11 protein-coding genes are annotated in these 12441 nt (G+C 72.4%); 3 read left to right on the top strand and 8 right to left on the bottom strand.

Going from position 1 to position 12441, the window contains the following annotated elements; all coding sequences use genetic code 11:
• Positions 1-61: 61 nt before the first annotated feature.
• Positions 62-829 carry a VOC family protein gene (locus AB0C04_RS02660; RefSeq protein ID WP_357047221.1) on the top strand — a complete coding sequence of 256 codons (768 nt, stop codon included), beginning with the start codon at positions 62-64 and terminating at the stop codon, positions 827-829.
• 6 nt (positions 830-835) lie between these two features.
• On the opposite strand, the gene AB0C04_RS02655 is transcribed toward AB0C04_RS02660, so the two are convergent.
• The 4 genes from AB0C04_RS02655 to AB0C04_RS02640 all read right to left on the bottom strand — a co-directional run bounded on the left by AB0C04_RS02655 (position 836) and on the right by AB0C04_RS02640 (position 6011).
• Positions 836-1585 (bottom strand): ABC transporter ATP-binding protein, encoded by a 750-nt coding sequence (locus AB0C04_RS02655; protein WP_357049066.1) that lies wholly within the window; start codon positions 1583-1585, stop codon positions 836-838.
• A 47-nt stretch (positions 1586-1632) separates the two neighbouring features.
• Positions 1633-2730 (bottom strand): iron ABC transporter permease, encoded by a 1098-nt coding sequence (locus AB0C04_RS02650; protein ID WP_357049062.1) that lies wholly within the window; start codon positions 2728-2730, stop codon positions 1633-1635.
• A gap of 31 nt (positions 2731-2761) precedes the next feature.
• The gene (locus AB0C04_RS02645; protein ID WP_357047219.1) at positions 2762-3697 is read right to left on the bottom strand and encodes an ABC transporter substrate-binding protein; all 936 of its coding nucleotides are present in this window, start codon (positions 3695-3697) and stop codon (positions 2762-2764) included.
• Positions 3698-4136: 439 nt separating this feature from the next.
• Positions 4137-6011 (bottom strand): M14 family zinc carboxypeptidase, encoded by a 1875-nt coding sequence (locus AB0C04_RS02640; RefSeq protein ID WP_357047217.1) that lies wholly within the window; start codon positions 6009-6011, stop codon positions 4137-4139.
• 214 nt (positions 6012-6225) lie between these two features.
• Between AB0C04_RS02640 and AB0C04_RS02635 the strand changes: the two genes are divergently transcribed.
• The gene (locus tag AB0C04_RS02635) at positions 6226-7590 is read left to right on the top strand and encodes a C39 family peptidase (protein ID WP_357047215.1); all 1365 of its coding nucleotides are present in this window, start codon (positions 6226-6228) and stop codon (positions 7588-7590) included.
• A gap of 54 nt (positions 7591-7644) precedes the next feature.
• Here AB0C04_RS02635 and AB0C04_RS02630 read toward each other — a convergent pair whose 3' ends face one another.
• The 4 genes from AB0C04_RS02630 to mqnE all read right to left on the bottom strand — a co-directional run bounded on the left by AB0C04_RS02630 (position 7645) and on the right by mqnE (position 10177).
• A complete protein-coding gene (locus AB0C04_RS02630; protein ID WP_357047213.1) occupies positions 7645-8127 on the bottom strand; it encodes a hypothetical protein in 483 nt (160 codons plus the stop codon).
• A gap of 68 nt (positions 8128-8195) precedes the next feature.
• Entirely contained in the window at positions 8196-8516 is a 321-nt protein-coding gene (locus AB0C04_RS02625; RefSeq protein WP_357047211.1) for a DUF4229 domain-containing protein, read from the bottom strand.
• A 45-nt stretch (positions 8517-8561) separates the two neighbouring features.
• Positions 8562-8984 carry a hypothetical protein gene (locus AB0C04_RS02620; protein ID WP_357047209.1) on the bottom strand — a complete coding sequence of 141 codons (423 nt, stop codon included), beginning with the start codon at positions 8982-8984 and terminating at the stop codon, positions 8562-8564.
• Between the two features lie 23 nt (positions 8985-9007).
• Positions 9008-10177, bottom strand: coding sequence for an aminofutalosine synthase MqnE (mqnE, locus tag AB0C04_RS02615; protein WP_357047207.1), 1170 nt, complete (start codon positions 10175-10177; stop codon positions 9008-9010).
• Between the two features lie 236 nt (positions 10178-10413).
• Between mqnE and AB0C04_RS02610 the strand changes: the two genes are divergently transcribed.
• A complete protein-coding gene (locus tag AB0C04_RS02610) occupies positions 10414-11931 on the top strand; it encodes a C40 family peptidase (RefSeq protein ID WP_357047205.1) in 1518 nt (505 codons plus the stop codon).
• The last annotated feature ends 510 nt before the right edge of the window (positions 11932-12441 follow it).

The raw sequence follows: 12441 nt of genomic DNA, 5'->3' as shown, positions 1-12441 counted from the left end.
GGACGGTGCCAGGATTCCGGCAGGGGGCCGGTCCCGGCCACCGGAGCCGAGAGGGGTCGCCGTGAGCACCGTCCCGCCGGGCACGCCCTGCTGGGCCGACCTGGCCACCCCCGATCTCGCCGACGCGCGACGCTTCTACCCGGAGCTGTTCGGCTGGACCGGCCAGGTGGCCCCGGAGCCGGAGGCGGGCGGCTACACGGTGTTCAAACTGGCCGGCCAGGCCGTGGCCGGGGCGGGTCCGCCGGCCATCCCCGACCAGATCCCGATCTGGTCGACGTACGTCGCCACAGACGACGCCGACCTGGTCGCGGGCCGGGTCGAGCGGGCCGGCGGGCAGGTGGTCGTGCCGCCGTTCGAGGTCTTCGACCGGGGGCGGATGGCTGTCTTCGCCGACCCGGCCGGCGCCTCGTTCAGCGTCTGGCAGCCGATGGCGATGTCCGGCGGCGAGGTGTTCAACGTGCCGGGCGCGATGAGCTGGAACGAGCTGGTCACCCCCGACCCGGAGGGGGCCAAGGTCTTCTACGAGCTGGTCTTCGGCTGGCAGCCGGACGACCAGCCGGTCGGCTCGATGACCTACACCGGCTGGCGGCTGGGGGCGCGGATCGTGGCCGGGATGATGCCGCCGCTGGCCGACGACTTCCCGACGGACCTGCCGGCGTACTGGACGGTCTACTTCGCGGTCGCCGACGCGGACGCCGCCGCGGCCCGCGCCGCCGAGCTGGGCGGGACCATCCTGGTGCCGCCGCGCGACATCCCGGTGGGGCGGTTCGCCGCGCTGCGCGACCCGCAGGGCGCGCTCTTCTCGGTCATCGACGTCGGCACCGACTGATCGGGGTCAGCGGCGGCGGACCGGCACGACCAGCGGGCCGTGCTCACCGTCGACCACCCGGACGCTGGCCCCGTAGTGCGTGGCGAGCAGCCGCTCGGTGAGCACCTCGCGCGGGGCGCCGGCGGCGGCCACCCGGCCCTCGTCGAGCAGCACCATCCGGTCGGCGTACTCGCCGGCGATGGAGAGGTCGTGCATGGTCGCGCAGACGGTCAGCCCGTGCTCGCGGCGCAACTGGTCGACCAGCTCCAGCACCTCCTGCTGGTGACCGATGTCCAGGGCGCTGGTCGGCTCGTCCAGCAGCAGCAGGGTGGCGCCCTGAGCCAGCGCGCGGGCCAGGAAGACCCGCTGCCGTTCACCGCCGGAGAGGGTGGCCAGCTCGCGCCGGTGGAAGCCGGTCAGGTCCAGCCGCTCCAGCACCTCGTGCACGGCGGCCAGGTCGGCGGCCGACTCCCGACCGAGCGCCGGGATGTACGGGGTCCGGCCGAGCAGCACGTAGTCCAGCACCGGCATGCCCGGCGGCACGACCGGGGACTGGGCCACCGTGGCCACCACCCGGGCCCGGTCGCGGCGGCGCAGCGACCCGATCGGCGTACCGAAGAGGGTGACCTCGCCCTTCGTGGGCAGCAGGCCGCCGACGGCGCGCAGCAGGGTCGACTTGCCCGCCCCGTTCGGGCCGATCACGGTGACCCACTCGCCGACGGCGACGGTCAGGTCGACCCCGGCCAGGATCCGGGCCCCGTCCAGGGTGACGTGCAGCCCACGGACCTCGACCGCTGAGGCGGCAGCGGACGGCTGGGCGGGCCTCACGTCAGCACCCGGCGGGCGGTACGCAGGACCAGCACGAAGAACGGGCCGCCGAGCAGTGCGGTCACCACCCCGATCGGGATCTCGGCCGGCGCGGCGGCGGTGCGCGCCACCACGTCGGTGAGCGCCAGGAAGGCGGCGCCGAAGAGCAGGGAGAGCGGCAGGATCACCCGGTAGCTCGACCCGGCGAGCAGTCGCACGGTGTGCGGCACGATGATGCCGACGAAGCCGATCAGGCCGGTCGCGGAGACCGCCGCCGCGGTGCCCAGCGAGGCCGCCGCGACCAGCAGGTACCGGGACCGCTGCGGGTGCAGCCCGAGGCTGGTCGCCTCGTCGTCACCGACCGAGAGCACGTCCAGCTCCCGCCCGTGCAGCAGCACCACCACCGCGGTCAGCACGGCGTACGGCAGCACCAGCAGCACGTCGTGCCAGCCGGCCGTGGCCAGCCGGCCGAGCAGCCAGGAGTAGACCGCCTGGATGCTGTCGGAGTGCTGTTGCAGCAGGTAGGTCTGCCCGGCGGAGAGGAACGCGGAGACCGCCACCCCGGCCAGGATCAACATCGCCGGGGAGCGGCTCCGGCCGCCCGCCGCGCCGAGCAGGTAGGTCATCGCGACCGCGCCGAGCGAGCCGACGAACGCGGCGAGCGGGATGGTCACCGGCAGCCCGGTGAGCGCGCCCGCCGTGCCGGCGCCGCCGAGCGCGATCACCGCGGTGACCGCGAGGCCCGCTCCGGCGGCCACCCCGAGCAGGTACGGATCGGCCAGCGGGTTGCGGAAGACGCCCTGGTAGCAGCCGCCGGCCAGGGCGAGCATCCCGCCGACGAGCAGGCCGAGCACCACCCGGGGCAGCCGCAGCTCGGTCACGATGGCGATCTCGCGTTCGTTGAGTCCGCTCTCCAGGTGCACGCCGGGCAGCAGGTTGAGCAGCTCGGCGGCGACGCTCCCGGGCGGCAGGGTGACCGGGCCGAGGGACACCCCGGCCACCAGCGCGACGAGCACCGCGATCACGCCGGCCACCAGCCAGATCGGGCGCAGGCCGGCCGGCCGGGACGCGGGCGGCGTCCCGGCCGGACGGGCCGGCGGTGCGGTCTGGGCCACCGGAAGCGCCCTGGTCACCGGGGGAGGTCGTTCACGCGGGCACCTTGGCGACCGCGTCCACGATGGAGCGGAGCAGGTCGACGACGCGCGGGCCCCAGCGCGAGGCGATGTCGTCGTCCAGCGCGATCACCTGGTTGTTCTTCACCGCGGTGAGTCCGGACCAGCCGCTGCGCGCCTTGACCGTCTCGGCGCTCTGCTGGCAGCACTTGGTGTCGGCGAGGAAGATGAAGTCCGGGTCGGCCTTGACGATGACCTCCTGGGAGAGCTGCGGGTAGCCGCCGTTCTTGCCGTCGGCGTCGGCCGGGTCGGCGATGTTCTCCAGGCCGGCCATCGCGTAGAGCGAGCCGATGAAGGTCTTGCTGGTCGCGCTGTACAGCTCCGTGCCCAGCTCGTGGTAGTAGGTCAGCTTCTCCGGGCGCTGCGGCAGGTCCTTGACCAGCTTGCCGATGTCGTCCTTCATCCGCCCGGTGACGTCGGCCGCCGCGTCGGCGTGGCCGGTGAGCGTGCCGAGGTCGGTGATCTGCCGGTACGAGTCGTCCAGCGTGGTCGCCGCCGGGGTGAGCAGCACCGGGATCTTCAGCGCGGTGAGCTGGTCGACGACCTTGTTGGTGTCGTTGGAGAGCACCACCAGGTCGGGGTTCTTGGCGGCGATCGCCTCGGCGTTCGGCTGGAAGCCGGAGAGGTCGCTCTTCGGCGCCTCCGGCGGGTAGTTCGAGTTGTCGTCGGCCGCGACCACCTGAGGGCCGGCGCCGATGGCGAAGAGCATCTCGGTCACCGACGGCGAGAGCGAGATGATCTTCTCGGGGCGCTTGTCGAGGGTGAGCTTGCCGACCGTCACCGGGTAGGCGGCGCTCGACGGGCCGGTGCCGGCCGCGGGCTGGTCATCGGTCTTCTGCGCGCAGGCGCCGAGGGCGAGCGCGGCGACCGCGAGGGTCGCGGCGAGAAGCCGGGGGGTACGTCTGGACATGGTCCTCCTGTCGGCCGAGGAGCGTGGTGCTTCGCCGACAGGGAGTGCGCCCGTCCGCGAGGCGCCCTTCCTCGAGAGCGCGGGTCGCGACCGCTCCGCAGGCGACCTGGCTCGTCCCCGCCGCGCGGCGTCGGCCGGAGGGCCGTACGCGGCTCGGCGCCGGCAGGGCCGGCGCCGGCGGCATCCGGCCGGACGGGCCGGGCGCCGCGGTGGGGCATCACAGTTGCGGGACAGCGCCGGTTTCGCACCGGCTTCGCTGTGGATCGGTCGGTAAGACGGTAGCGCACCGCGGGGACGTGCCCGATCGATGACGACTCGATCGGAGAGAGTCGATCAGCCTGGCGGGCCGGAACGGTCGTTCACTGGCGGTATGTCCGGGATCCGGCGAGCCGGCCGGGGTGGTGGGGCCCCGTCGGGGGCAGGACGGGGCCCCACCCGATCAGGAGGAGGTGATGGTGACGTTGTCCACAGCCGCCTCGACCAGGCTGGCCCCGGAAGCGTCCGCGGCCTCCACCAGGATCCGGACGGACTGCCCGGCGTACGGGGTGAGGTTCAGGTTCGACACGGTCCAGGCGCCGTTGCGGTTGCTGGCCGCGCCGGCCTGGGTGAGCAGGGTGGTGGTGCCGCCGTTGTGCACCACGCTGACCCGGAAGTAGTCGGCCGACGAGGCGTTCGAGCCGTGCGCCAGGTACCAGGCCAGCGAGAGAGTGAGCGTGCCGCTCGCCGGCAGGGTCACCGCCGGGGACCGGGCGCTGGTCGCCCCGCCGTCGAGGTCGTAGTCGCCGGCCCCAGTTCCGGCGAGCCGGCCGGTGACCAGGTCGTTGCTGCCGGCGTACGGGGTGAGCTGCTTCGCGCCGCTGGACGTGGTCGCCTGGGCGGCGCCCCGCTCCCACGCCCCGAGGGTCGCGGTGTCCGTGCCGGCCGGGTTGATGGTCCAGCCGGTGGCGGTCTCGAAGGTGTCCGACCAGACCGTGGTGCCGCCACCACCGCCGCAGTACTGCGCCTGCTTGCCGATCGCCCGGTACGGGCAGTCGGCGTACTCGCTGAGGATCAGCACCGCCTCCCGGTTGCGGGAGGTCTGCGCGGGGATCACCTCGTCGGGCGGGTAGAAGCCGCCCCCGGAGGCGGAGCCCGGGTACATCTCGAAGGTGTAGGCCCAGATGCCGTGGGTGGCCCACATCCAGTCGATGCTGTCCCCGTCGGTGATGTAGAGGTCGCTGGACTGCTCCGGGGTGTAGCCGTTGGTGGCCGCCATCTGCTGGCCGATGGTGGCGAAGGTGTTGTACTGGTCGGCGTTCATGCCGGGCGCGGTGTTCGCGGTGGTGTAGCCGTAGGGCCAGAGCACCAGCTGCGAGTAGGTGTGGAAGTCGATGTTGGCCTTGATCTGCTGGACTCCGCCGACCACCCGGCTGTTGACGAAGTTGCGCAGCGCCTGGGTCTCGGGCGCGGAGAACGCCGAGGGTCCCCGGTAGGTCTCCGACGAGGTGGAGCCGGACGAGCCGCCGCAGCAACCCCAGTTGTAGCTCCAGTTGCGGTTGAGGTCGGTGCCGACGTTCGACGAACCGCTGTTCGGCTGCCGGTTCTTCCGCCAGGAGCGGTACGAGCCGGTGGCGATGTCGTACTCGCTGCCGTCCGGGTTGACCGTCGGCACGATCCAGATCTCGCGCCCGTTGACCAGGTTGGTGATCCGCGAGTCGCTGCCGTAGCTGTCCGTGAAGAGGTTGAGCAGGTAGATCGCCATCTCCACGGTGAGGTGCTCGCGGGCGTGCTGCTGGGCGTTGAAGAGGAGCTCCGGCTCGTTCTCGTCGGTGCCGACGTTGTCGGAGATCTTCACGGCCATCAGGTCCCGGCCCTCGTACGAGCTGCCGATGCTGAGCTTGCGGGCGATCCCCGGATGGTCGGCGACGACCTGGTTCACCACCGCGGTCAGCTCGGCGTAGTCGTGGTAGTTCGAGTCGGCCGGCGGGAAGGCCTGGATGCCCACGTCGCCGTCCGCGTGCTCGTGGGTGGGCGGCTCGGCGATCGGCTCCAGCCGGAAGCCGAGCCGGGCGATCGCGGCGGCCTCGGCCGAGGTGGCCGAGATGTGCAGCACGCCGTGTTCGCTGTAGTCGATGGCCGCTCCGGTGCGGGCCACCGCGTTGCGGTCGGCGAGGGTACGGGGGCCGAGCACCCGGTAGCTGGCGGCGGGGGCGGCGTCGGGTTCCGGGGCGGGCCGGGCGGAGACCGGTCCGGTGGCGACGGTGGCGAGCGCCACGCCGGCGACGACGGCGAGCGCCAGGACACGGCGGAGAGGGATGGGCGTGCGGAGGGCCATGGACAACCTCCTCGGGGTACGGGGAGATCCCGTTCGGTGCTGCACACTTCACCATCCGTCACATGGTCATATCAACATTGATCGCTGCCTAATCCATGCCAAGCGGATCATCACGTTGGCAATGATTTTCCATCCGTCTACATCTGGCGAAACTTCCTTCCGGGCGGGAGACTGACCAGCAACGATGCCCGACCTCCAGACCCGCGGAGCACCCATGGCCAGATCACGCCTACGCGTGGCCGCCCTCGCCGGCGTCACCGCGCTCACCCTCCTCGGCACCGCGGTGCCCGCCGGCGCGGCCGCCCCGGTCGCCGTCGACCGGACCGCCGCGTCCCGGCCGATCAGCCACGACGAGCAGATCACCTTCCAGGAGTGGTCCCGCTACCCGGACTGGCGCCGGGGCAGCCACGCCGGCACCCGGGCGACGCCCGGCGCCAACCCGGGCCTGACCCTGGCCCGCCCCGTCGGCACCACCGACTACACCGACCCGCACACCGGGACCACCCGCAGCTGGGAGTACGCGACCTGGACCTCACCGGTCACCCAGGTCGGCTTCGACGCCACCGAACTGGTCGCCTCCTGGAACGCGAAGACGCCCGCCGGGACCTGGATCCAGGTCGAGCTCCAGGGCAGCTACAACACCGGCGAGCAGACCCCGTGGTACGTGATGGGGCGCTGGGCCGCCGGGGACGCCGACATCAAGCGGACCACCGTCAACCGGCAGGGTGACCCCTGGTCGACGATCTGGACCGACACCTTCAGCATCGACGACGCCACGGCCGGGGTGCTGCTGCGGGCCTACCAGCTGCGGCTGACCCTCTACCGGGCGCCCGGGCAGACCGCCGCGCCGGTGGTGCACATGCTCGGCGCGATGAGCTCGAACGTGCCGGACCGGTTCACCGTCACCCCCAGCGCCGGGCACATCGCCTGGGGCGTCGAGCTGCCGGTGCCGCGCTACTCGCAGAACGTCCACTCCGGCCACTACCCCGAGTACGACGGCGGCGGCGAGGCCTGGTGCTCCCCCACCTCCACCGAGATGGTGGTCGAGTACTGGGGACGCAAGCCGTCCGCGGCCGACACGGCCTGGGTGGACCCGACCTACCCGGACCCGACGGTCAACCACGCCGCCCGGATGACCTACGACTACGCCTACGACGGCGCCGGCAACTGGCCGTTCAACACCGCGTACGCCGCCAGCTTCCCGGGCCTGGAGGGACGGGTGACCCGGTTGCACTCCCTGGACGAGCTGGAGCGCTTCATCGCCGCCGGCATTCCGGTGGTGACCAGCCAGTCGTTCCTCGCCAGCGAGCTGGACGGGGCGAACTACGGCACCTCCGGCCATCTGTTCGTGGTGGTCGGCTTCACCGCCGAGGGTGACGTCATCGTCAACGACCCCGCGTCGTCCAGCAACGACGTGGTGCGCAACGTCTACCAGCGGGAACAGTTCGAGCAGATCTGGTTGCGGACCAAGCGGACCAACGCCAGCGGCGGGGTCTCCGGCGGCTCCGGCGGCATCGCCTACCTGATCAAGCCGGCACACAAGCCCTGGCCACACGTCCCCGGCTCCACCAACTGGTGAGAACGGACGAGCCCGGCACGGTCGCGGTCGACCGTGCCGGGCTCGCCGGTGAAATCAGTCCTGGCCGGTGGCGGTGAGGAATGCCCCGTCCGCCGCCCGCTGCTCGCGGCGCCGGCGAACCGCGCGCAGGATGACGACCACCCAGATCACCGCGGCCACCACGCCGGCGAGGGAGAGCCCGGTCACGATCAGCCAGGTGGAACCGCCGGTGGTGGAGAAGACTCCCTTGCGAGCGCCCGAGTCCCGGGCCGGTGCCGTTGCGCCCTGCATGAGCCCGTCCGGCGCGTCGTAGAGGATGACGTCCGCACGCTTCTCGCCGCCCTCGGCCACGAAGTCCCCGTGCCAGGTGCAGCTACGCCGCCCGCACTCCTCCTGCACGGCGGTGAAGGTGCCCGCCGTTCCGCCGCCGCCCTTGGCCTGCCAGGCCGGCCCGAGGTCACCGGCACCCATGACCAGTCCGATGACGGCGATGACCGGAAGGCCGACCCAGACGAGCACCTTGGCCCGCCAGTCGCTGATCTTGCTGAGAGTTCCCACGGCGGCAGACCTTAGCGAGCCGGACCCGGTCGTACCGCCCCGTTTCCGACCCGCCCCCGCTGCCGGCCCTAGTCGACCCGCCGCTGACCCTCGCCCGGCTGACCGTCGCTCGGCTGGTCGTCCCTCGGCTGGTCGTCGCTCGGCTGGTCGTCGCCGGCCAGCGCCGAGCGGAGCCGCTCCTTCTCGCTCCGACGCCGCTCGGCCGCACCGGACATCTCCTCGGCCATCTCGTCCCGCCAGCCCTTGAGCAGGAAGAACGAGAGCGCGGCGGAGAAGACCAGGGCCAGCATCAGCCTCAGGAAGAGGTTCATGTCGACCAGCCAGAGGGCCGCCAGCACGAGCACGAACAGCCCGATCCGGCCCAGCGTGTACTTGACCGACGCGCTCACCTGCACCACTCCGTTCTCCGCCGCCGGCCCGTCCGGCGGGCGGTTTCAGCCCGTCCGGCGGGCCAGCCACCGGACGCCGGGAAACCACAGCACCGCGTAGACCACCGTGAAGGCGGCCGCCGCCAGCGCGCCGGTGAGCAGCGACGGTAACCCGGCCGCCACCCCGGCGACCAGCAGCCCGGCGACCACCGCGACCGCGGCGGCGAGCAGTCCCGCCACCACCCGGGCCGCGCCGAACCCCCAGGCCCGGAAGTCCTCCCAGAAGAGCCAGGCCGGGAGGATCACCGCGAGCCACCCGTTCGCCCGGCCGAACTCGCCCGCCCCGAACGAGGCGAAGGCCCAGTCGAACAGGACCAGGGCGAGCACCCCGATCACCCAGCCGGCCAGGCTCACCCCGAGCAGGTCACCGAGGGTACGGATGCGCCCCTCGGCGTCGCGCCGGGGAAAACCGCTCTGCTGTTCCGTCATCGACAACGAGGGTACGTGCCGGCTCAGGCCCAGACCTGCTGCGGTTCGGCGCGCCGCTCGGCAAGCGACGGCGCCCTGTCGTACTCCCGGACCACGTTGTAGCGGGTGTCCCGCTCGACCGGCTGGAAGCCGGCGTCCCAGATCAGGTGCAGCAGGTCGTCGCGGTGCATGGTGTTCGGCGTGCCGTACGAGTCGGCGTCGTGCGTGATCTTGTATTCGACGACCGAGCCGTCCAGGTCGTCGGCGCCGAAGTTCAGCGAGAGCTGGGCGACCGAGAGGCCGTGCATCACCCAGAAGCACTTCACGTGCGGAACGTTGTCGAAGAGCAGCCGGGAGACCGCGAAGGTCCTCAGCGACTCGGCCGGCGAGGCCATCGTGGTCTGGGCCTGGATCCGGTTACGGATCTTGCCGTCCGCCGAGTCGACGAAGTCGTGCTGGTAGCGCAGCGGGATGAAGACCGCGAAGCCACCCGTCTCGTCCTGCAGCTCGCGCAGCCGCAGCACGTGGTCCACGCGGTGCCGGGGCTCCTCGATGTGCCCGTAGAGCATCGTGGCCGGGGTCTTCATGCCCTTGCTGTGCGCCAGGGCATGGATCCGCGACCAGTCCTCCCAGTGACAGGCGTGGTCCACGATGTGCTGGCGGACCTCCCAGTCGAAGATCTCCGCGCCGCCGCCGGTGAGCGACTCCAGGCCGGCGTCCATCAGCTCGTCGAGGATCTCGTCGGCGGACAGGCCGCTGATCTTCTCGAACCACTGCACCTCGGTGGCGGTGAAGCACTTGAGCTTGACGTTCGGCAGCGCCGCCTTCAGCTCGCGCAGCACCTTCGGGTAGTAGCGCCAGGGCAGCGTCGGGTGCAGGCCGTTGACGATGTGCAGCTCGGTGAGCTGCTCGTCCTCCATCTCCTTGGCCTTACGGACCGCCTCGTCGATGCGCATCGTGTAGGCGTCCTTCTCACCCGGCTTGCGCTGGAAGGAGCAGTAGGCGCACGACGCGGAGCAGACGTTGGTGAGGTTGAGGTGCCGGTTGACGTTGAACATCACCCGGTCGCCGTTCAGCTCGGTACGCCGGTGGTGGGCCAGCCGACCCAGCCAGACCAGGTCGTCGCTGTCGTAGAGGGCGATCCCGTCCTCCCGGGTCAGCCGCTCCCCGGCGTACACCTTCGCTTCGAGCTCTCGCTTGAGTCCGGCGTCCATGGCACGTCCCTTCCACCTGCGGTCCCGGTCGAGGGTACGTCGGAGCACCGACCACCCCGCCGGCACGGTCCGCGGCAGCGACCCCGTTCAGCAGATTCTCAGCCTCCCGTTACCCGGCCACGCATCGACAACATTGCCCTGATTGAGGTAAGAACGGGTGGGGAGCGACACACTGATAGCGTCCCCACGGCCGCGCCACCGGCGCGGCGTCTGCCTGTCGGACGGGGAGCAGCGGAATGGTTGACAGCGGGCTCGGGCGACGACGGCGACGACGGCGGAGCCCGGTGGTCTCGCCGGTGCTGCGTCCGAGGCTCTGGTCCGCCCTGCTCGGCGCGATCGCCGCCGCGGTGCTGGCCGCTCCGGCCTACGCCGACCCCGGCGTACCCACCACCGTGCCCGACTCCGGCGTCCGGCCCTCGGTCACCGGCTCGGTCCAACTTCCCGGCGGCGCGCCCGTGGTCGGCACCCCGGTGACTCCGGGCACCCCGGTCGGCGGCACCCTCGGCACCGGACCGTTGGCCACCCAGGTCTACACCGCACAGACCCAGGTCGGGCTGCTCGGCGAGACGCTGCTCCAACTACGCCAGAAGCGCACCGACGCGGAGACCCGGCTCGCCGCCGCCGACCAGGAGATGAAGCTCGCCCGGGACGGCCTGACCCGGGCCCAGGAGCAGGCCGACACGGTCGCCGCCGAGGCGCTCAAGGCTGCTGCGGCACTGCCCCCTGGCGAGTTCGCCAACGACATTCAGGGGCTCAGCGAGCTCCAGCGGATCAACCGGGGCGAGAAGGTCGAGGGGTCGACCACGGCCGCGGCCGGTGAGCTGGCCCGGGCCCGGGCCGCCGAGCAGACCGCCTACCAGGCCTACTCGGCGGCGGAGGCGGCACTCAACGCCGCCCGGGCCGAGTTCACCGCCGGCGAGAAGGCGCTGCACACCGAGGAGGCGAAGCTGCTCAAGCTGCGCCGCGACAACTCCGCGCAGCTCATCCAGCTCGAGCGCCAGCAGGAGGCCGCCGAACAGCAGCTCGGCGCCGGCTACCTCCAGGGTCAGGACGTCAACGGCCTGGCCGCCCACCCCCGGGCCATGGCCGCGGTGCGCTACGCCCTCGCCCAGCTCGGCGACCCTTACCTCTGGGCCGCCGAGGGGCCGAACCGGTTCGACTGCTCCGGCCTCATGTGGGCGGCCTACCGCTCCAAGGGGGCCGACTACTTCGACCTGCCCCGGGTCTCCCGCGACCAGTACTACGCCACCCGCGGCCGCACCGTGGACCGCAGCGCGCTGCTCCCCGGCGACCTGCTCTTCTTCGCCTCGGGCAGCAACTGGTCGACGATCCACCACGTCGGGATGTACATCGGGAACGGCAAGATGGTGCACGCCCCGACCACCGGCGACGTCGTCAAGATCTCCACGGTGACCTGGTCCCGGCTCTACGCCGCCACCCGGGTGATCGGGGCGGTGCCCGCGCCGCCCACCGGCACTCCGACGCCCACGCCGCCCCCCACGTCGACCCCGACACCGACACCGACGCCCACCGGCTCGAGCACGCCGCGGCCCACACCGACGAAGACGACCGGCGCGACCAAGCCTCCGCTCCCGCCGAAGCCGACGACGCCCACGCCCACTCCGAGCACGTCGACCAGCCCGACGCCGAGTGTGGCGCCGTCCAGCGTCGCGCCGTCCAACAGTGCCAGCGAGGACACCTCGACCGGCAGTCCGTCGGCGTCGTCCTCCGAGACCCAGAGCGCCGGCAACTAGGCCGGAAGGCTGGACTCCGGCTGTCCCGCCGGGGTGGAATGTGGCACCGTGGCACCCAGGCACGCCCGGTCCCGGCCGGGTTCCGGGTGCGAGCGTTGCGCGGAGGGCGAGCATGGCCGATCAGAAGGTCCCGGCGGAGACGTCCGGCCCGGCTCCCACGCCCGACGGCGGGGCCGACACCCCGCCCCGCATGGCGTCAGACGCCACCTCCGACGGCCCGACGGCCGCCCCCGAGAGCGGGGACGCCGAGCGCTCGGCCGACGCGAGCCGGGCCGACGCCGAGCCGGCACCTGCCGAGTCGGCGGTGGGCAGGGACGAGTCTGAGCCGGCGAAACCGGTACGGGCACGCGCCAGCGTGACCACCGCCGCCGCACCCGCCGAGGGGGCTCCGCCGGCCGGTGCGAACGCCGGCACCACCTACGGAGGGGCAGGCTCGGACAGTTCCGGTGGTTCGGCCCTGCCGGGCCAACGGCACGGCTCGACCGCGCCTGCCCGGGCCCGCGCGTCCGT

The organism is Micromonospora sp. NPDC048909, assembly GCF_040649635.1.
Classification (GTDB): Bacteria; Actinomycetota; Actinomycetes; order Mycobacteriales; family Micromonosporaceae; genus Micromonospora.
This window is presented reverse-complemented; position numbering and strand designations above follow the sequence as displayed.